This window comes from Desulfospira joergensenii DSM 10085, from assembly GCF_000420085.1.
In the GTDB taxonomy this organism is placed as follows: domain Bacteria; phylum Desulfobacterota; class Desulfobacteria; order Desulfobacterales; family Desulfobacteraceae; genus Desulfospira; species Desulfospira joergensenii.
This window is the reverse complement of sequence record NZ_ATUG01000002.1, coordinates 1,919,121-1,939,751: the sequence shown is the minus strand read 5'-3', so window position 1 is coordinate 1,939,751 and position 20,631 is coordinate 1,919,121. Positions and strand designations below refer to the sequence as shown.

The following is a 20,631-nucleotide window of genomic DNA, read 5'->3' as shown; positions in this document are numbered from 1 at the left end:
ACCCGGTTCCTGACCGGCCGGTGCAGGCGGTTTATATTTATTGCGGAGATAAAATGAAAATTGTCATGATCATTAATAAGGAACTTTCTCCGGGGCTGGCAGCCAATACCGCGGCCGTGCTGGGGATATCCTTAGGAAATGCAGATCCGAAGATCCTGGGTCCGGATCTTGAGGATGCCTCGTCCGGTATTCACCGGGGAATTACCCGGGAAAATATACCCGTTCTTGGGGCAGACAGGAACAGGCTCAGGGAAATTTATGAGCAGGTCGTCCAATACAGGGACCAGGGACAGAAAATTGACCTGATCGATTTCAATACCCTTGCCCAGGAAAGCCGACACTACGATGAATACCGGGAAAAGCTTTCAGGGACCGATTATCAGGACCTGGAATTTTCAGGGCTCTGCCTCTTTGGCTCCGGGAAAAAAATCAACCGGTTGACCGGTTCCTTACAGCTGTACCAGTAAAAAATAACTCCCATGCCCTCTGGTAAAGATCCAGGAACTTTCTTATGACTTGGATGGGGCGCCGATAATTGGTGGCTGGATCTGCCCAAGGTTTACATCTGACCGGAATATCTGCTAAAAAGGGTCGGTTTGCTTTCAATCCGAATTGGCAGGGCTTTAACATGAACTGGTCGTTGAACATCTTTCTGAAGAACTATGACACAGAGGATAAGGAACTTTTTCTCAGGGCGCGCTTCATCATTCTGGTCACGATATCTGTAATTATCGCCACCCTGTTCACCGTGGCCTATGCGATCTGGCTGCAGGATATCAATCTCACCCTATCGATACAGATTCTTACGGCCCTGGTGATGGTGGGCGCATTGCTGATTCTGGTCAAAGGCTACTATACATGCGCCATCCACACCATTTTCATCTCCGGCTTTGCAGGTTTGTGGATGGTCTTGTTCCTTGACCCGGTCAGTCCGGCCGTGGGCAAGGTGGACACCATTGTTCTGGTCACGGGCCTCTTCTCTGGAATGCACATCGCCTTCTTCAAAAACCGGACCCCCATTGCCGTTTATTTCAGTATCAACGCCCTTCTCTTTATTCTGTTCAACTTCCATTTAAACACAAAAGCTGTCCTTCCCCCAAAGGAGATTCTTGAGTACTTTTTCGATAATGCCGTTGCCATGGTCTTTGTGTTTGTCGTAGTTTTCAAGGGGTTTGCCGTCAACCGACAGGTCCTGGCAGCATTGAAAGAGGAGCTGTCAGAACGGAAAAAGGCGGAAAAAGCGCTTCTGGACAGTGAGCAAAAATTATCCGATCACTTGGAGACAACTCCGGTGGGAGCGATTTTCTGGGACCTGGAAATCAGGGCAGTTGAATGGAATCCGTCGGCGGAACGCATATTCGGCTATACAAAAAAAGAGGCCCTGGGAAAACATGTCTCCGACCTGATTCTGCCGGAGGAGATGAAAAAACCGGTTGCCGGAATTTTTAAGGCCCTGCTCTCCGGTCAGGGAGGGGAACGGAGCATCAACGAGAACATCACCCAAAGCGGGAAAAAGATTCTCTGCGACTGGTACAACTCGGTGTTAAGAAACGCGGACGGCCGGGTCATCGGCGCGGCCTCCCTGGTCAATGATATTACCGAAAAAGTAAAGATCCAGGAAATGATGATCCAGTCGGAAAAGATGATGTCCCTGGGCGGTCTTGCCGCGGGAATGGCCCACGAGGTCAACAATCCCCTGGCCGGGATTATCCAGACTGTCCAGGTTGCTTCTAACCGTCTGGGAAAAGAGAGTCCGGCCAATCAAAAAACAGCGGAATCCCTGGGGATTCCCCTTTCAGCCATCCATGAGTATGTGGAAAAAAGGGGGGTGATAAACCAGCTGGATAATATTGGCAAGGCCGCCAGGCGCGCCGCAAACGTCATTGACAATATGTTGAATTTTTCCCGGAAAAGCACTCATGTCAGGGAGAAAGTCCGCCTGCCGGACCTGCTGGACGCCACCATTGAACTTGCCGGCCATGACCATGGCCTGAAAGGAAAATACAGCCTCAAAAATATGGAAATCCTGAGGGAATACTCCCCCGGTCTTGAGGCTGTTTTCTGTGAAAAGACCAAGATTCAGCAGGTGCTGTTCAACCTTTTAACCAACGCCTCGGATTCAATGAATGGAAAGGATTACACGGATGACTCCCCCAGGTTGATTCTCCGGCTGAACCGGGGAGAGAAGAACATCCATATCCAGGTGGAGGACAACGGCATTGGAATGGATCCGGAAACATGCGAACACATCTTTGAGCCCTTTTTCACAACAAAAGAGGATAAGGGAACCGGACTGGGCCTTTCCATCTCATACTACATAATGGTTAGGGAACATGGCGGCCAGATGGAGGTGGCCTCGGTTCCGGGCCAGGGCACATGCTTTACCATCAAACTTCCAATCCGGTCTGATATGGAATGCCGGGAATAATGGAAAAGAGCTTTCATCCTGTTTAAGTTGGAGCGATGCGCCCTGGGAAGCTGCGCGAATTGCCGGATGGCGGATTCATCTTTTTTATACGATTGCCCTGGTGTGAAAATTAAATCCCAAGTTTACCATTCTTGCAAAAATCAGAAAGATTTCATATCCGAGGCACTCGGGGCTGAATCTGTATATTTTTCAATTGAATTTTCGGCTTTGTTCAATCGCTGAAAACAGGCTCTAAACGCTGATCATACAAGACCTCGTAATAGGGGGCCTGATGATCGTAAAAAGATCTGAGATGTTTATTGTTATCCACCGTCACTTCAAAGGTCTCCACATTCTTCTCAATACCGGTGGTTCTTGCTGCATCCCTGTGCCAGTCTTTCCAGATGTCCCATTCTTTCTGATGCCGGGATTCCCAAGTCATGGCCTCCGGGATAAAGGGAATGTCAATGGCATCGCAATACGCCTGGACCGTACCGTCGGGCTCATCTTCAAGATCATCGGCATCCAGGACAACGGTGTCCAGACCCATGGCCTGAACTTTTTTGAACAGACCGCATAATTGTTTCAAACCGATTTCTTCAAGGGCTACATCCTTGTTCATGGCATAGTAGGAGGCGATGGCCTTTGCAGGGTCCCGGATGAGGAAGGTATGGGTTACCCGATCCAGAAAGACGGTATCTTCCACCACCCGGTCATAACAATGGGCGCACATGTCCTTGAAAAATACGGGGCCCTGATCTGATGCCTTGAAAATATGATTCCGAATGCCGGAGTAATCTGTGGGATGATCCGGATCCACATACTGCTGATCAATGCTGGCATCGCCTTCATGGACGTAATAAAGATATGAAAAGGGCTCATGAAGTACATTCAAATCTCCCCGTTCCATCATAACCCGTTCAAAGGCTGTTGATATGGATCTGGGATGGGTCCAGAGTGCAATAATATTATTCATCTTATATATGGTTCCTTATAGGTTTTTTTATTTTATTGGTATGGAATGGTTATCTAGCGGATTGTTGTGTCAAATAAGAATAATCATTTAATTTCAGCCGGTTATTATCTAATAATTTTTCCGGATCATCAACCGGGGTAGGTCAGCATGAGACTGAAACAGATGAAAAGTGATGTCTTCAGGGCGATATTTCCATATTTTCCAAAGGATATTGGCGATATCTATAATTATGCGGGCATTATCTCGAATTTATCATTTGAATTTGAAAAAACCAGAGAAAAAACTTGGAACTCAATGTTAAAACAATAGACCACTCAAACAGATCGGCCCTTTAATTAAGCATTTCAATCTTTCACCCATCAAATACAAACATATAATTATCTCGTGTACGATGCTTTTTAGTATGCGATACCGCCATATTCAAGAGCCGAGCCATGGCTGGATCCTCAGGAGAGATCTGTCAAAAAATCGGAGACTTCGTTTTTCACCTCAGTGCGGTGGGTAAAAATGGTCACATGCTCTCCCTGTTCGGCCAGGTAGAGACGGGCTCCCGGAATTTCACGGGCCAGTCTTCTACCATGTTCCCTGAAGGGGACAAGGGGATCATCGCTCCCGTGGATCACCAGTGTCGGAACCCTGATATCCTTTAAGGGATAATTCCGGCTCCGGGTGATTTGGATATCATTGACCGTGCCCGGCAAGCGTTTGGCCATTTGGTTCATTGTGCCCATGGAAAGCTCTTTAAAAAGTCTCATAACCTCTTGATTTTGAATCGTACGGTCGAAAATTTCAGGATGGGATACAGACTTTTTCAGGGAGCCTTCCACATCCTTTTCTATTTTTCTTTTCATCATCTCCGGAAAAAAAGGGATGCGTGCCAGCAGTTTCATCACATGGAAGGCAAAGGGAACGGGAACCTCGTTTTTCCCGCCGGTGGTGGAGCATAAAACCAATGCTTTGCAGCGTTCAAAATGCCGCAAGGCAAAGTACAAAGCAGAGTACCCGCCCCCGGATATGGCAAACACGATTGCCTCTTTCAGTTCCAGGGAATCCAGAAACGCAGCGATCAAATCGGCCTGGGCTTCCGGTGCTTCCCTTCCCCGTAAAGGTGTCCCTAAATATCCAGGCCTGGAAATGGACAGGTATCTATACCCTTCCGGGCCGATTGTCCGCCCCAGGATATCGGACTGGTCGTATCCTCCCATGGCTCCATGAATGGTCAGGATCACCCCTTTTGAGCTGTCTCCGGGATCCTCCCTTTCAAGATATTCAATGGGGCCCAAGGTTGTTTTTGCCACTCTTATGGTATTTCTGCCTGACATTTAATCTCCTTTTTCATCAAAAAACAGATGATAGACGGGTTCAAGTTCCGGGCTTTGTGCAGAATCGCCGTACATGGCCTGGTGAATGGCCAGGCCGTTGACCGTATTCCAGAAAAAAAAAGACAGATCTTTTGCACACCCTTGCCGGATGGTTCCCAGTTTCTGGCCTTGGGAAATTATCCTGGTGATGACTTCATAGGGTTTGCCGCGATTTGCTTTAATCGCCTCTTTGGCCTTATCCGGGATATTGTCCAAGGTTGCCGCCTGGGTGATCAAAACATGATAGAGGCATGCACTGGGATTTGACCGGATGGTTTTAACCAGTTCATCCATGGCATATTTTATCTTTTCGCGGGGCCCAAGCGGTGCAGATTCCAGGCCCTTGCATGCCGCAATCATCCGGTCCATGGCCACCCGGATCAACTCAATGAAGATCTCCTCCTTTGAAGAAAAGTAATGGTAGACCAAGCCGTTGGACATCTCTGTCTTTCTGGCCACATCGCTGATCTTTGTTCCTGTCAGCCCGTTTCTCACAAAAAGTTCCAGGGCACCCGTGAGGATACGCTCTTTTCTTTCCTGTCTGATCTTTTGGTTTGCTTTGATGCTTCTGGGCATTTGACCTCTTCTTCCCCGTTTAACGGAACGATAATTGTTGCGCTCATATCCGAACGAATCCGTTGTTTATCATTGATTGAATATTTGTTCAATAAAAAAATCATCAAAAACAGGTGGCATAAATAAAAACAGGGTGTTAAAGTACCCCTATCTAATTGAAAAAACAGAATGATCGAATCGTCAAATCATAGTCAGAAGTCTAAAACCAGGCACACAAATTTCCAAACCCTTAATCAAGGAGGGAAGATGATTACGCTGAAGGTAAACGGGACAAAAAGAAAGGTGGATGCAGACCCGGGCACGCCGCTGCTCTGGGTACTGAGGGAGAGTTTAGGGTTTACAAGTGTAAAATATACCTGCGGCATTTCCGAATGCGGCATGTGCACGGTTCTCATTGACGGAGATGCCCGGCGCTCCTGTGTGGTCAATGTGGAAGAGGTCCTTGAAAGTGAAATCACGACCATTGAAGGCCTGCCTGAAAATCATCCGGTAAAGGTCGCATGGATCGAAAAACAGGTTCCCCAGTGCGGATACTGCCAGCCGGGAATCATGCTCCAGGCTGCCGATTTTCTGTCCAGGGAGAAAAACCCTTCTGAAGAGCTGATCAATGAAGTCATGGACAATGTTATCTGCCGGTGCGGGTCCCACCCCAGGATCAAAAAGGCGATCCTGCTGGCCGCCCGGATAAATGCAAACCAGGGAGGATAAAAAATGGAGACAAAGATGACAAGAAGGAGCTTTTTAAAAAAGAGCAGCCTGGTCATCGCCGTAAGCGTTGTTTCAGGCGATCTGGACCTGTTTAACTGCTCATCGGCCCAGGCGGCGGACAGCCTCCCATTCAAACCCCATGCTTTCCTTGAAATCGCAGAAGATGACACCATAACCGTATGGGTCGGCCAGACAAACCTGGGCCAGGGAACCCATACCGGTATTCCCATGGTGATTGCCGATGAACTGGACGCTGCCTGGGAAAGGGTCCGGGTCAAAACAGCCCTTGCTTCGGACCCCTTTAAAGACCCGGTATGGCATATGCAGGTCACCGGGGGGAGCACCAGTATCCGCCACCGGTGGGACATGCTGCGAAAGGTCGGGGCGGCTTCCCGGCAGATGCTGAAGAAATCGGCTGCCGAAAAATGGGAAATTTCCCATGAAGAATGTATCACTAAAAACGGCAGGGTGATTCATCCAGACGGCCATTCCCTGAGCTACGGCCAGCTGGCCGCTGGTGCCGCAAGATTTGAGGTGCCAAAAGATCCGCCCCTTAAATCTCCAAAGGACTACCACATCATGGGCACCCGGAGAAACCGGCTGGATATCCCGGACAAGGTGATGGGCAGAACCGTTTTCGGCATTGATTTTACCCTGCCCGGAATCTGCATCGGGGTCGTGGCCCGGGCTCCTTTTACCGGAGCCTCCCCGCAATCCTATGACTTGGATGCGGCCCTGGCCGTGAAAGGTGTGATCAAAGTCCTGCCCCTGGAAAACAACCGGATCGCGGTGTGCGCCGAGACAACCTGGGCCGCCATGACGGGCAGGGATGCCCTTGGGATAAAGTGGTCCAAAGCCACCCTGCCCGGCTTGGACGATGAATTCCTGGACAAATTCTATCAAGAGAGTCTGGAAAAAAAAGGCAGCCTGGCCAAACAGACCGGAGATGCAGGCAGTGCACTGGCGAAGTCCAGCAAAACCATGGAACAATCCTATAGGCTTCATTACATCTCCCATGCCCAGGTGGAGCCGACAAACTGCACCGCCCATGTGGAAAAGGAGCGCTGCCGGATATGGGCACCGACCCAGGGAGCGACCCTGGCACAGATGACGGCATCCAGGCTCACCGGCCTGCCCCCTGAAAAAGTAGATGTCATGATCCTTCCCGCCGGAGGCGGATTCGGACTGCGCGGGGAACCGGATCCGGTGATTGATGCAGTCCTGCTTTCCAAAGCCCTGGACCGTCCGGTAAAGGTCGTGAATACCCGGGAAGATGAGTTCCGTAACGACTATTTCCGCCCGGCCAACCAGAGCCGCATCAGGGCTGGGCTGGATCAGGACGGCCGGATTACGGCCTGGTCCCACAAGATTGCGGCCCAGTCAGTCATGAAACGGCTGATGCCCCAGTACATTGAAAACGGGATTGACCCGGATGCGGTTTCCGGTGTCAGGGACATGGTCTATTCAATACCCAACCAGCTTGTGGAGTACGTAATGGTTGAGCTTCCCATCTCTGTGGGATGGTGGCGGTCCGTTGGATATTCCCTCAATACCTTCATCGTCGAATCCTTTATGGACGAACTGGCCCATGCCGCGGGAAAAGATCCCCTTGAATTCCGTCTGGAACACATGGAAAAAGGCTCCAGGGCCCAAGAGGTTCTCTCCCTGGTCGCGGATAAGGGCGGATGGAAAAATCCCGCTCCCATAGGCAGGGCAAGGGGAATCGCCGTAGCCTCTTGTTTTGAATCCTTTGCCGCCCACATGGCAGAGGTCTCGGTGGACAATAAGGGGAATATCACGGTCCACAGAATGGTATGCGCCATAGACTGCGGTACGGCCGTATACCCGGATGCGATCCGGGCACAGGCCGAGGCCGGTGTTGTCATGGGCTTGAGTGTGGCCTTTTATGAAAAGATAAACTTTGCCGGCGGTGGTGTGAAAACATCCAATTTCAGTGAATATCCTGTATTGACCATGGCCGAAGTACCGGAAATAGAGGTGCATATTGCACAGAACAATCTCAAGGCCGGGGGCGTTGGAGAGCCTGTTTTCCCGTCGGTGGCGCCTGCCGTGGGAAATGCCGTGTTCCGGGCAACCGGGGTCAGGCTCAGGGAACTGCCCTTTAACCGCGAGCTGCTGAAAAAGAGGGGATAAGGGCAGCCTCTGATTCTCCGCTGGATCCATAATGCGGGTTTACAATCCATGATCCAGGGTTATCTTAGAAAAATGGCAAGGCAGATAACCATAATACCCCTATTCAAATTTCCCCGGAGATCCCATGAGATCCATGCCCTTTGAAACCGGCCCCATCAGACCCGTGGATGAGGCGGACAGCCTGCTGATCCGCACCACCCGGGGATGCCCCTGGACAGCCTGCACCTTCTGCACCCTGTACAAGGGAATGAAGTTTTCCATAAGATCCCCAAAGGATATCAAAAAGGATATCCGGGCCGCCAGGGAGTACTTCAAGGGTCATCCCTTTGAAACCTGTTTTCTCCAGGACGGGGACAGCTTTGTCATGGATACCGGGGATTTGATCCAGATCCTTACAGAATTAAAAACCGCGTTTCCTTCCCTGAAGCAGATCAGCTCCTACGGCCGGGCCCGGACCATGGCGGAAAAATCCGCCCTGGAAATGAAGGAAATCGCCGGGGCCGGGCTCAACAAGCTTTACTGCGGAATGGAATCCGGCTCGGGCAGGGTTCTCAAGAGGGTTCAAAAGGGCATTACCCCGGAGATGATTATCCAGACCGCCCAAATGGCCCGGGAGGCGGGCATGCATACCACCCAGTTCATCATCCTGGGGCTGGGGGGAAAAGAACTCTCCCGGGACCACGCCCAAGAAACCGCCCGGGTCCTCAACCGGGTCAACCCGGATCATATCCGGGTGCTCACCATCGGGATCAAGCCCGGTTCCGGCCTGGAACAGGAGATGAATGAAGGAAAATTCAGTCTGCTGTCCGAGGCCGAGATCATTGCCGAGCAGAGGACGATCCTGGAAAACCTTGAAACCATTAACAGCCACTACGCCAACCACCACGCCGTGGACCTGCTCCTGGAAATCCGGGGGCAGCTGCCCCAAGACAAAGAGCGGCTCCTGGCCGTCCTGGATCATTTCCTGGGTCTTCCCCCGGACAGGCAGACTAATTTTATCCTGGGAAGACGGCTGGGATACTACCACCGCCTGGCAGACATGGAAAACGAGCTTCAATACCGGTTCGTTGAAAAACAGGCCCAAAAGATCCGGGACAGCAATGGATCCTTTGAGGAGATCTTTCACGACCTCCGCCGGCAGGTCGTCTGACCCTCTTATCTCCCAAGATAATGGATATCTGGCGGATTCCTTTTGGGGGCCCGCTCATATCTGAACTTTGGATACCCCACCATGAGTGCCCCGTGGCAGGAATGATCCCTGGGCAGATTTAATGTCTTTTTCAGATCCGGCCAATGACCGGCCGCATAGTTTACATATCCGGCCCAGCAGCTTCCCAGGCCGAAACCGGTCAGGGCCAGTTCCAGGTAGGCCAGGGCCGTATGGCAGTCCGCACCGGCACTGCCGATTTCACTGGCCGCATGGGCAAACACCATAAAAGGGGCATCCCGGCATATCCTGTCGATCCCCTTATCCCATTGGGCCACCAGGATTTCCATATTCAGGGTACGGGCGACTTCGGGCATTTCCTTTACCATGTACCGCATCCAGTCGATGACCTGACCCGCGATCTTTGCCACATCCTCTTTTTTATCCACTACAAGCCATTTCACCGGCTGCCGGTTGCTCCCTGTGGGGGCGCAGCAGGCAATACCCAGGGCTTTCTCAAAGATGTTCCGGGGTACGGATTTATCCTTGTACCGCCGGATGGACCTGCGGGACCGTAAAAAATGCTCGACCCGTTCCTCACCAAGGACCCACTCCTTTTCAAGGGGCATGCACTGGTCCGGGGAAAGAAAGTCCAGGCAAAAAGCCCCTTTAGGGCAGACAGCCACGCAATGGCCGCACCGGATACAGGCCTCCTCGGCCCCGGCAACGGGAACCGGCCCTTCCGGGCCCATTCGAATGATATGGGCCGGGCATTCAATGGCACAGATCCCGTCTTTATCACATCTATCCAGGTCGATCTTGAACAGGCTCATATTTTTCCTCCGTTTTGTAATTTTCTATCTTTTATCCGGTTTTAACCGTTGAAGCCCAAAGATTCAAGGGCCCCGGCTTCAAAAACAGGAATAAAGGCCAACTTCAAATTTTTCTATTTTTTTTACCCGTTATTGGGTAAAAAGGAAAGATTGCGCTGCCAACCGGCCCGGAACCGGGGGATAACCGGGTCAAATTAAAGGAGTCATTCAAAGTGGATCAAAAAGCCAAAGCGCTTCACGGGGAAGCCCTTGTGATCGATTGTCTGGAAATCAGCCGCTGGAGTGAAAGCGTTTTTAAAAATATGCGCCTCGGGGGTCTGACCGCCGTGAACTGCACCTGTTCCATTCTGGAAAATTTTCGTGGGACCGTGAAAAACATCGCCTGGTGGCAGAGGGCTTTTGACAGGTATTCGGATCTCATCCTGCCGGTTCATAAAGTCTCCGACATTCAGGCGGCCAAAGAATCCGACCGAACCGGAATCATTCTGGGTTTTCAAAACACCTCTGCCATTGAAGATGACCTTGATCTGCTGTCGATCTTCCATGGCCTGGGCGTCCGGGTGATGCAGCTGACTTACATGGAAGGGAACCTGGTCGGCCAGGGTTGCCTTGAAAGGCTGGATGCCGGACTCACCTCATTCGGGCTGGAGGTGATCGAAGAGATGAACCGGTTGGGAATTCTCATTGATCTGTCCCATGTGGGACATCGGACGACCCTTGAAGCCATTGAAGCCTCTGAAAAACCGATTGTCTTTACCCATGCCAATCCCAAAAGTCTGTGTGATCATCCCCGGAACAAGCCGGACAAGGCACTGAAAGCGGTTGCCCAAAAAGGCGGGGTGGTCGGAGCGACCATCTTTCCCCCCTTTCTCCCGGCCGGGAACGACTCCATTCTCAGCGACTACATCGACGTCATCGACCATATGACCGATATGATCGGTCCGGATCATATTGCCGTGGGGACCGATTTCACAGAAAACCAGCCAAAGCAATGGTTTGACTGGATTCTCACCGGCAAATCCCGAAAAGGTCCTGCCCTGAATCTGAATCATCCCCTGAAAAATCCAAAAGGGATTGAATCTTCGGCTGATTTTCCGAACATCACCCATGCCCTTCTTGACCGTGGATATAATGAAGCCGATGTGAAGAAGATCATGGGAGAAAACATCATGAGGGTCTTTTCCGAGGTCTGGAAAGCCTGATGGGTTCTTGGATGGATAAACCAGCCGGTAAAATCAATGAACAAAGGAAACCAAGATGAGAATAGATAGAGTCAATCTGATCGAGCAAAGGGTTATCGAAGCGTCTGCCCTGGTTCCGGTGATCAAGGCGTTTGGTGAAAAAATAGGACTCGATTCTGCCAAAGCAGTGGTTCAGCAGACCCATGAGAAGATGAGCAGGAGCTATGGGGAAACCTGTGCAAAGGAAAGGGGGAGCAACACCATGGCGGATCTGGCTGAAATCGTCTCCAGCTGGGCAGAGGGAGGCGCCCTGGAAGAGGAGATCATTGAGCTGACCGAAACCTCCTATGTCTTTAACGTGACCCGGTGCATGTATGCGGAACGCTACCGGGAGCTGGGGATGGAAGAATTCGGGACCTGCCTTTCCTGCTGTAGAGACAAACCCTTTGCAGAGGGATTTAATGCCGACATCCGGTTTGAAAGGCATCAGACCCTCATGGAGGGGGCTCCATATTGTGACTTCAGGTTTACCCTTGAACAGGACAGCTAAACTGTTCTCAAAAATATGTCCCTTTATTTTTATCGTATATCTGGACTCTGGGCAGTTCCAGGGAGGAGCGAAGGTTTTCGCGGATTGGATGCCTTCGGGCGGCAGGGCGCCACAGGAGAAGGAATCCCTCTCCGGAAAAGATCATGGATGATTTTCGAGAATGAGCGCAAAATCTTTGCTCCTCCCGGCGATAATCGGAATTTTATTTTGAGATTCCCTATAATGGACAAGACAATGTATAAAAGGCCGTAACCCAGCACCTTTCCTGGACCCGGGGGATCTGATTCAGATTCTCATTCCGAAAAGATATCCCGGGCAGATAAAAAATGGCTTCCGATATCGGCCCTCATGGCCAGGCGGTTGCCGTCCGGATCTTCCCGGGGGATCACCCGGATCCGGCCGCCTCCAAAGGCAGTCTTCACCCGGTTCATCATTTTTTGGGCGGTTTCGGCCCTGGAACCTCCCTTTCCCACGGAGCCGTTCAAAACAAGATAGGCCACCCGGGTTCCGTCGGAGATGAATCCTTTCTCATGGGAAACCCCCATGGCAGAAGGGATCAAAAGAAGCCTCTTTTTTTTGAGGTAGGAAAAATCCATCTCAAGCTTCTCATTCCTCGTCACCCGCCAGGGATATCCCTTCTGGCCGTCGGGCCCGCCCGGACCCGTCACCAGGGCCGTTGTCATACAGATCTGGTCTTCCCTAATCTCCGGCTCCACCCGGTCCAGCTCCTCCCGGAACATGGCAGAGAACAGCTGCCCCGGATTTTTGATCCTTCTGATGACGGCCTGGAACTCGGGTTCCCCGGGCCGGATATTGATTTCACAGACCCGGATGGCCCTGGGCAGGATTCCCTGGGCCGTCCTTTCCATGGAAACAAAACAGCCGGGATAGAGGATGCAGGGCCGAAGCAGACCCTCCTGTTTCAGGGCACGGACCAGGGGAAGGGCAATGGATTCCCGGACCAGTTCCATGAGACTTTCCGATTCAAAGGGATGGGGGGAGATGGAGCCCATGCCCCCGGTAATGGGATTGGCAGAGGATGCAGGACCTTGGAATCTCTCGGGATAATCCATGGCCGTGGGAAGGATGCAAAAGCCCCCCTGCCCGTCCACCAGGAGGGTAAAGCTGATCTCCACCCCGGACATCCGGGACTCGATTAAAACGGGCCATTCCCGGTTCTTGAACATCCGTTTATAGGCTTTTTTATAATCCCGGACCAGTTCATCGTAGACCTGCCTGATTTCCCAGGCATCTAAAATAATCCGGGCCCCTTTTCCGCCGGCGCTGTAAGGGAACTTGAGCACGGCCCCCCCGTGGGCGTGAAGATAATTCAGAACGATCCGGGAAACCTGGGAAAAGGATCTTGCATCGGCCACGGACCAGGCATGGGCCACGGGGATGCCGGCCCTTTCACAGAACTCCTTGCATCGGATTTTGTCCCCTTCAATATAAGAACCTGCCCGGTTGAGCCCGGCCACCCGTTCTCCCAGCCCCTTTTCCTCCATCCGGTCCACGATGCCGTTGAGCAGGAGGGATTCGGGCATGGGAATCACGTAATCCAGTTCTCCTGCGGCAAAGGCCGCCTCAATGGCCCGGACATATTCTTCAACAGAGTTGTCTTCGGTTTTAACAAACCCGACATCCCAGTCCATGATGTCCCGGGCAAACCCGGGCATGGCCGGGGTGCCCCGGATGACGATTCCGCGATAAACATCAGGATCATCGCTGCCCTTTGAGGTGGAGACCGTAAGCGCGGAAAGCAGCGTCCGGCCGTCCGTACCGGCAAACCCAATCTTCCATGAAGTTCCCATGCATTATCCTCCCGATACAACCTATAGATATGAAAACAAAGGGCAATTGCGTTTATCAGGTCCGGCCAGACAGAATGAAAAGATCAGAACAGGATCAATTGCCAGGACCACCTTTGCATAAATCCCAAAGGGTTTCAAGTTGTCCAGAAAGAATACCTGGGAATGTCAACCCGGAAGATCTCCAGGGAAGAAAAAATAGAAACCCACCCGGAGAAGGCCTTTTGGGCCCAGGATCGGCCAATGGGCGGACCGTCTCCGGGTGGGATGGCATATCCACATATGGCTAAGCGGTTTTGATCTCTATCTGCCGGGGTCTGGCTGACTCGGATTTGGGCAGGTGAAGTCTCAACACCCCGTCTTTGAGTTCGGCCTCCACCCGTTCGACATCAATGGTCTGGGGTACGGAAAACCTCCTGGTATATTCCGCATCTGTAAACTCCTCCCAGGATGCCGCACCATCTGTCTTTAATTTTCTGATCCCGGACAATGACAATGTGCCGTTGTCGATGTTCACGGAGACATTTTCCTTGACGACCCCCGGCATATCCGCATGGAGCAGGATCTCGTCATCATTTTCATAGATGTCAACAGCCGGGATTATCTCGTATACTTCCCTGGTTTTTTCAATATTTTTTTCGTCTCTCTTGGCTATTTCCTGACTCTTATCCATGACAAACCTCCTTTTAACAAAAAATTTTCTGCCGTTTTTTTAACCGACCGTGATTTTCTTTGGTTTTGCCGCCTCTGATTTCGGCAAAGAAAGATAGAGAATTCCGTCTTTGAGTGTGGCTTCAACCTTGGAAGAATCAACGTCGGCGGGCAGGGTAAAGCTTCTTGAAAAAGAACCGATTCCTCTTTCCCTTTTGTGGGCCTTGTACCCTTCCGGGGCATCTGAACCTCTGGTGCCGCTGATTTCAAGGTAGTTCCCCTGGATTCTCACGTTCAGATCATCTTTTTCAAGCCCTGGAACTTCTGCTCTGATTTCAAAATTATCGCCGTTTTCATAGAGATTTGTCCGGGGTGAGGTTTCCTCCAATGACCATCTGTAGGTGGATGGTTTCCCATAATCGCTGTAAAGATTGTCCAATTTTTTCTGAAGAAGATTCATGGTCCCGAACAATCTGTCGATGTCACTAAATCTTGTAAACATAATTCTTCCTCCTTTAATGATGTGATTTAAAGCCTGGACCTGGATGCTTTATGGGCTTTTCCCGGCTTCCATTCAGACCTAAATTAGGCATGAAAAATACCATGTCAATAACATTTTCATTATTATTTAATTTTTTTTTATTTAGTAATAGATACTCCCCGAAAGATAAATAAAAAGTGCCAAAAACAAATGAGCGAGTTTTAATAAACCGGTCAAAGACAGAGGGGGAATGGAGATCCGGTTTTACTGAGGAGTCTGTTTTTTTCACGCAAGGCCCATGATAATTTTAATCGTATAAGGCCAGATTTGGTTAAATTTAACCAGTAAAATCGACAGGAGAGGAAGATCCAATATGGAGAAACCGGATCAAAGCCCCCTATTTGATCCATGCTTTGGGCCAGGCCCCCGGCTGGCATAAAAGTTGAACTTCTTGTTCGGCAGACAGACTTGGAAAATGCGGAAACCAGACCATTCCATTTTAATTTTTATGTCCCAAAGGAGCCATTGATCATGCCTGCCAATAAATTTGCAACAGCCCTTTTTTTCCTCACCCTTTTTATGACACCGGCGGTTTCCGATGTTTCCGAATCCCACTCCCTGGTCTCTCCCCCGTCCCAGTCGGCTCCCCTGGATATTCAGATTGTAAAAGGGGTTGTCAGTCCCGGAAGTACCGCATCTTCCCTGCTGGCCCCATATCTTCCCCTGAAAACCATCTATGCAATCAGCCGCCGGAGCAATGATATCTTTCCCTTGAGCCGGCTCAGAAAGGGGCAGCCCTACAAGATCTTTCTCCAGGAAGGTCAATTGATTGGATTTGAATATAGAATAGACCGGGAAAACAAACTGGTCATTGAGAAGAAAAACAAGCAATTTTCCATCCAAAAGGCTCCCCTTGAGTACAATGTCAAAACAGAGACCATCTCTGCTGTGATCACGTCCAGCCTGTTTGAGGCCGTCAGAAAATCAGGGGAAGAAATCGAACTGGCCTGGAAGCTGGCCGATATTTTTGCCTGGGATATTGATTTCATCCGAGACATCCGGGCCGGAGACCGATTCCAGGTCCTTGTGGAGAAAAAATATCATGAGGGAAACCTTCTGGGCTATGGAAAGGTGGAGGCAGCTTTCTTTACCAATAAGGGCCGTACTTTCAAGGCCTTTTTACATGAGGATTCAAATGGAGTTCAGGGATATTATGATGAAAATGGGGATTCCCTTCAAAAGGCATTTCTAAAGGCTCCCCTTGCCTTTTCAAGAATTTCATCCACTTTTACCCTGAAGAGGATGCACCCCCTGTTGAAAAAATACAGGCCCCATCCGGCCATAGATTATGCAGCACCCATAGGAACCCCCGTCAAATCCGTGGGAGACGGGGTGATCCAGAGATTCGGATACAGCAAAAGCATGGGCAATTTCATGGTCATCCGCCACTGCGGGGGATACACCACTCGATATTACCATATGAATAAATTTGCCCGGAGCATGAAAAGAAACCGGAAAATCGCCCAGGGAGAGGTCATCGGATATGTGGGAATGACAGGGTATGCAACAGGTCCCCATCTTTGTTTCCGGATGATCCGGAATGGGAATCCGGTGAACCCCCTCACCTATAAATGTCCCTCTGGCGCACCGGTGAGTCCCCGGGAAATGGATCGATTTCTGGCAAGAACCGAAATATTGTTCAAAAAGATGATTGCCGCTGCTGATCCGTCAAAGGAAACCGCCCAATCTTGATCTTTTTCCCCCTTCCTATATGGCCTCTCGGGTCTGCTTCCCATTGACCCGGCGCCGGATCCTGAGCGGATTCTCGTTCTGCAGGGGTTCCGGCAGAAGGTTCCGGGGATAATTCTGAAGGCAGACGGGGCGAAGAAAACGATTTATGGCTGCCGTCCCCACCGAAGTACTTCGGACATCACTGGTTGCAGGGAAAGGTCCCCCATGAACCATGGCATGGCAGACCTCGACCCCGGTGGGAAACCCATTGACTAGCAGGCGCCCTACCTTCTGGGAAAGAATATCGATCATTTCCCCGTGATCTGCCATTTCCCCGGGTTCCCCATGAACCGTTCCGGTCAACTGCCCCTTCAGGCGCATTACCACCCCTGTCATTTCAGCTTTGTCCCTGCATTTGACCACCAGGGAGGCCGGGCCAAACACCTCTTCCCTCAACTTTGGATTGGCAGCAAACTCTTTTGCCGAAACCGTCATCAAAAACGCCTGCCCCCGGAACCCGGGCCTGTCCTCTGACCTTAAACCGGCCGCCTCCTGATCAACGCCCGGCTGACCTGTGATATTGGCAATCCCCTGATCATATGCCCGGCAGATTCCCCTATTGAGCATGACCCCGGCCTCCAGGCCCTCCACGCGAAGGGATGCGGCCCGGATAAACCGGTCCAGGCTCTTTCCTTCCATTCCCACTACCAGCCCGGGATTGGTGCAGAACTGACCCACGCCCATATTCAGGGAATCGACAAAGTTGGCAGCGATTTCCTCGGCACTGGATTCAAGCTGTTTGGGCAACAGAAGCACCGGGTTTATGCTGCCCATTTCAGCATATACAGGGATGGGTTCCGGCCTCTCATTGGCCAGCCTGACCAGGGCGGTTCCCCCGGCAAAGGAGCCGGTAAACCCCACGGCCTTGATTTCCGGCGCCCTGACAAGGGCGGAACCAACCTCAGACCCCGAGCCCATGATCAGGGAAAAGATCCCGCCGGGCAGGCCTGATTTTGTAACGGCCCGGGCAATGGCCCGGGCCGCAAGCTCACTGGTCCCCGGATGGGAGGAATGGCCCTTGACCAGGACAGGGCAGCCCGCAGCAAAGGCAGATGCCGTGTCTCCGCCGGCCACGGAAAAGGCAAGGGGGAAATTACTGGCCCCAAACACCGCCACCGGCCCGATGGCCTGGTTCATATAGCGAAGATCAGGACGGGGCAAGGGCTTACGCTCCGGCATGGCCGTGTCGATCCTGACATCGAGAAAATCACCCTCAAGCACGGTTTCGGCAAAGAGATTGAGCTGGGAACAGGTCCGTCCCCTTTCCCCTTCTATCCTGGCCCGGGGCAGCCCGGTCTCTGCCATGGCCCTTTGCACCAGATCATCCCCAAGCCCCATGATCTCATCTGCACAGGCGTTCAGAAACCGGGCCCGCCTGTCCAAAGAACTGCGCCTGAATTCACCGGCACAGGCCTGGGCCGACGCAGCAGCGATATTCACCTGTTCCTGGGAGGCCTTTCCCATGGAAGGTTCCAGGACTTTCCCGGTTGAGGGATCCATCGCCTGAAATGTCCCGGCCCCACCCTTGACCCACTCTCCGTTGATCAATATCTTCCCGGTTACCGGCAAAAGAGACCTCCTTTTATGCCTAAATTCTGTCCGGCTTTATCCGGAGTCGTTTGTTGTATATACAAACAAATAAATTTTCATCCGATTATTGTCTTCCAATATCCCTGGGACAATCAGCCTTTTGCCGATTTCTGATCTTTTTTTTCCTTGAGTACACTTTTCCCAAAACTGAACCCACTGTCTATCCTTTCCATTTCCTGGACGACATAATCTTTAATATTGATTAAGGGTTCTTCTGAAAAGATTGTAAACCGCATCAGATTTTCAGCGTACATCTGTCTTTTTTTGTAGTGACTGTAAATGGCAAAGGTGAGTGCGGCGATTCCGGTCACGGTCGTCTGAACGATTGCCGAATTGAGAAACCCTTTTTCCCAGCCGAAATCCTTGGCAAAGATGGCCAGGGAAGGCCACAGCAAAACGACAATGCCCGACAGCAGGGCCAGGAAAAAAAAGATCTTGTTAATGATATAATAACTTCTGGCCTTAATGAAAATGTCGTAAACGATCAAATACTTCTCAATGTTTTTGTTTTCCTGAACCTTGAAATACTTTTCTTTGGCATAGGTGACCAGCAGTCTTGCGCTTGTCTGATTGGGCTGAAATATCTCCATTTACCTTTGTCCCCTCCAATATAGGTTAAGGATAAACGCGCATCCGCGCCAAACCGTCCGGGCAAGAAAATCTGTTTTACTGCCCGGTCAGGACTTTCTCAAAGAGGTTCAACATCTGATCGATTTCATCCAGGGTCACGTTCAATGCCGGCATAAACCGGATCATATTTGGCCGGGGCGCGTTCAGGATCAGACCCGCATCCAATGCCCGTTCAACCACCTTGACGGCAATATCCTGCCCAAGGTCCAGGGCCAGCAGCAGGCCCCGCCCCCGGACCCTGCCCAGGGAGCGGCGTTTGGACAGATCCGTAAGTCCCTGCATCATATACCTGCCGAGGGCATCCACATTTTCCAGAAACCCGGGACTGACCACAGTCTTTATCACGGCAGAGCCCACGGCGGTCATGAGGGGATTGCCGTTAAAAGTACCGCCCTGATCCCCATGTTCAAAACAGGATTTTGATTGGGTTGCGGCCAGGGCGGCCAGGGGAACACCCCCTCCGAGCATTTTCCCCAGGGTCATGATATCCGGTTTTATCCCGGCATGTTCATACCCCCAGAGCTTGCCTGTACGGCCCATTCCGGTCTGGATCTCATCCACGATCAGCAATATATTTTTTTGACGGGTCAGCTCCCGAAGTTCCTTCAGAAAGGAATCCCGGGCAGGAACGACTCCGGCCTCCCCCTGGACGGGCTCCAGCATGACCGCTGTAGTCTGATCGGTTATTAATCGCTCCACCGACCCGAGATCGTTGATCCTGGCCTTTGGAAACCCCTTTACCTTGGGTTCGAACAATCTTTCAAACTGAGGCTTTCCCGATGCAGACATGGTGGCAAGGGTCCGGCCGTGGAATGAATTTTCAAAGGTGATGATTTCATAGGCCCCGTTTTTATGGAGTTCCCCCCATTTTCTGGCCAGCTTGATCGCCCCTTCATTGGCCTCTGCCCCTGAATTTGCAAAGAACACCCGGTGAAAGCAGCTGTGCTTCACGATGAGGCGGGCCAAATCCAAGGAAGGTTGGTTATAGAATGCCGGACTGGGCGTAAGAAGCCTGCGCGATTGTTCGGCAAGGACATCCGTGATCAACTCCGGGCTGTGGCCAAGGCAGTTCACGGCCCAGCCCTGGACAAAATCAAGATAGCGTCTGTCTTCATGATCCACCAACCACGATCCTTTTCCCCGGACAAAGAGAATGGGGGGGCGTGAAGTGATCTCCATGAGGTCATTTGAAGTAAAAGGGTTGTCCTTCATATTTTAGCTCCGTTTCATCTGCCTGATCATTTATCATCCAATAAAATCCAACCTGCGTCAAATATCTCCTGGCTATTTTCCCTGCATTTGCCTTTTTGCCAGGGGCTGTAACCGGCAAATTATCCCAGATGTTTTTTAAATGCGCAATAGCCTTCACTCTGATATCCGATCCCGTGGTAAAACCGGCACGAGTCTTCCCGAATGGAATCGGTGATGAGCATGATATAGGATACATCTCTTTGGGCCGCGATTCTTTCCGCCTCTTTCATCAAGGCTTTTCCTATGCCCTTTCCACGACGGCTTTCATCCACCACAAAATCTTCAATCACCATGAATGATCTGCATTGGCCGAAAAACATCTCCGTAATACTTGCCAGCAGAGACCCCACCAGGGTTCCCTGCTCCTTTGCCGCCAGGACAATATGATTTTTATTGTCCCGGTTCCGTTCAAAGATCTTTTTCATCTTTTCAAGGGAGACATCATTGGGAATCAGCTGCTGATAGAGCCTTGATAATGGCTCCAGATCGGCAGGTTGTACTTCTGAAATATTCATCGAAAAAATTCCTTACCCATA

At 51.2% G+C, this 20,631-nt stretch carries 19 protein-coding genes; 8 read left to right on the top strand and 11 right to left on the bottom strand.

Annotated elements, in window-relative coordinates:
- Positions 1-53 precede the first annotated feature (53 nt).
- Complete coding sequence (locus F608_RS0121645; protein WP_027363000.1) at positions 54-467, top strand: DUF2000 domain-containing protein; 414 nt, start codon at positions 54-56, stop codon at positions 465-467.
- 161 nt (positions 468-628) lie between these two features.
- On the top strand, positions 629-2,428 hold the full coding sequence (locus tag F608_RS35220; RefSeq protein WP_084681220.1) for a two-component system sensor histidine kinase NtrB: 1,800 nt from the start codon (positions 629-631) through the stop codon (positions 2,426-2,428).
- Between the two features lie 211 nt (positions 2,429-2,639).
- Here the strand turns inward: F608_RS35220 and F608_RS0121635 are convergent, their stop codons facing one another.
- The 3 genes from F608_RS0121635 to F608_RS0121620 form a co-directional block, all read right to left on the bottom strand.
- Positions 2,640-3,383 carry a sulfotransferase-like domain-containing protein gene (locus F608_RS0121635; RefSeq protein WP_022667798.1) on the bottom strand — a complete coding sequence of 248 codons (744 nt, stop codon included), beginning with the start codon at positions 3,381-3,383 and terminating at the stop codon, positions 2,640-2,642.
- Between the two features lie 446 nt (positions 3,384-3,829).
- On the bottom strand, positions 3,830-4,705 hold the full coding sequence (locus F608_RS0121625; RefSeq protein WP_022667796.1) for an alpha/beta fold hydrolase: 876 nt from the start codon (positions 4,703-4,705) through the stop codon (positions 3,830-3,832).
- Positions 4,706-5,320, bottom strand: a complete 615-nt coding sequence (locus F608_RS0121620) for a TetR/AcrR family transcriptional regulator (protein ID WP_022667795.1) — start codon at positions 5,318-5,320, stop codon at positions 4,706-4,708. It abuts the gene before it with no gap.
- 246 nt (positions 5,321-5,566) lie between these two features.
- Here F608_RS0121620 and F608_RS0121615 point away from each other — a divergent pair, with 246 nt between their 5' ends.
- From F608_RS0121615 to F608_RS0121605, 3 genes are all read left to right on the top strand, one after another.
- Positions 5,567-6,028: a (2Fe-2S)-binding protein gene (locus F608_RS0121615; RefSeq protein ID WP_022667794.1), complete on the top strand. Its 462-nt coding sequence runs from the start codon at positions 5,567-5,569 to the stop codon at positions 6,026-6,028.
- A 15-nt stretch (positions 6,029-6,043) separates the two neighbouring features.
- On the top strand, positions 6,044-8,182 hold the full coding sequence (locus tag F608_RS0121610; protein WP_161626885.1) for a xanthine dehydrogenase family protein molybdopterin-binding subunit: 2,139 nt from the start codon (positions 6,044-6,046) through the stop codon (positions 8,180-8,182).
- A gap of 124 nt (positions 8,183-8,306) precedes the next feature.
- On the top strand, positions 8,307-9,332 hold the full coding sequence (locus tag F608_RS0121605) for a B12-binding domain-containing radical SAM protein (RefSeq protein ID WP_022667792.1): 1,026 nt from the start codon (positions 8,307-8,309) through the stop codon (positions 9,330-9,332).
- 5 nt (positions 9,333-9,337) lie between these two features.
- Here F608_RS0121605 and F608_RS0121600 read toward each other — a convergent pair whose 3' ends face one another.
- Positions 9,338-10,162, bottom strand: a complete 825-nt coding sequence (locus tag F608_RS0121600; protein ID WP_022667791.1) for a nitroreductase family protein — start codon at positions 10,160-10,162, stop codon at positions 9,338-9,340.
- Between the two features lie 212 nt (positions 10,163-10,374).
- On the opposite strand from F608_RS0121600, the gene F608_RS0121590 reads away from it, so the two are divergent.
- Positions 10,375-11,364: a dipeptidase gene (locus F608_RS0121590; protein ID WP_022667789.1), complete on the top strand. Its 990-nt coding sequence runs from the start codon at positions 10,375-10,377 to the stop codon at positions 11,362-11,364.
- Between the two features lie 55 nt (positions 11,365-11,419).
- Entirely contained in the window at positions 11,420-11,893 is a 474-nt protein-coding gene (locus tag F608_RS0121585) for an L-2-amino-thiazoline-4-carboxylic acid hydrolase (protein WP_022667788.1), read from the top strand.
- A gap of 293 nt (positions 11,894-12,186) precedes the next feature.
- Here the strand turns inward: F608_RS0121585 and F608_RS0121570 are convergent, their stop codons facing one another.
- The 3 genes from F608_RS0121570 to F608_RS0121555 form a co-directional block, all read right to left on the bottom strand.
- The gene (locus tag F608_RS0121570) at positions 12,187-13,704 is read right to left on the bottom strand and encodes a hypothetical protein (protein ID WP_022667785.1); all 1,518 of its coding nucleotides are present in this window, start codon (positions 13,702-13,704) and stop codon (positions 12,187-12,189) included.
- A gap of 283 nt (positions 13,705-13,987) precedes the next feature.
- Entirely contained in the window at positions 13,988-14,374 is a 387-nt protein-coding gene (locus F608_RS0121560) for an Hsp20/alpha crystallin family protein (protein ID WP_022667782.1), read from the bottom strand.
- Positions 14,375-14,413: 39 nt separating this feature from the next.
- Positions 14,414-14,854, bottom strand: coding sequence for an Hsp20/alpha crystallin family protein (locus F608_RS0121555; protein ID WP_022667781.1), 441 nt, complete (start codon positions 14,852-14,854; stop codon positions 14,414-14,416).
- A gap of 510 nt (positions 14,855-15,364) precedes the next feature.
- On the opposite strand from F608_RS0121555, the gene F608_RS32935 reads away from it, so the two are divergent.
- The gene (locus F608_RS32935; RefSeq protein ID WP_033398945.1) at positions 15,365-16,585 is read left to right on the top strand and encodes a M23 family metallopeptidase; all 1,221 of its coding nucleotides are present in this window, start codon (positions 15,365-15,367) and stop codon (positions 16,583-16,585) included.
- Positions 16,586-16,600: 15 nt separating this feature from the next.
- Here F608_RS32935 and F608_RS0121545 read toward each other — a convergent pair whose 3' ends face one another.
- The 4 genes from F608_RS0121545 to F608_RS0121530 form a co-directional block, all read right to left on the bottom strand.
- Positions 16,601-18,193, bottom strand: coding sequence for an aldehyde dehydrogenase (NADP(+)) (locus F608_RS0121545; protein ID WP_022667779.1), 1,593 nt, complete (start codon positions 18,191-18,193; stop codon positions 16,601-16,603).
- Positions 18,194-18,306: 113 nt separating this feature from the next.
- A complete protein-coding gene (locus F608_RS0121540; protein WP_022667778.1) occupies positions 18,307-18,804 on the bottom strand; it encodes a hypothetical protein in 498 nt (165 codons plus the stop codon).
- Between the two features lie 76 nt (positions 18,805-18,880).
- On the bottom strand, positions 18,881-20,056 hold the full coding sequence (locus F608_RS0121535; RefSeq protein ID WP_022667777.1) for an acetylornithine transaminase: 1,176 nt from the start codon (positions 20,054-20,056) through the stop codon (positions 18,881-18,883).
- A gap of 119 nt (positions 20,057-20,175) precedes the next feature.
- Entirely contained in the window at positions 20,176-20,610 is a 435-nt protein-coding gene (locus tag F608_RS0121530) for a GNAT family N-acetyltransferase (protein WP_022667776.1), read from the bottom strand.
- Positions 20,611-20,631: the final 21 nt, after the last annotated feature.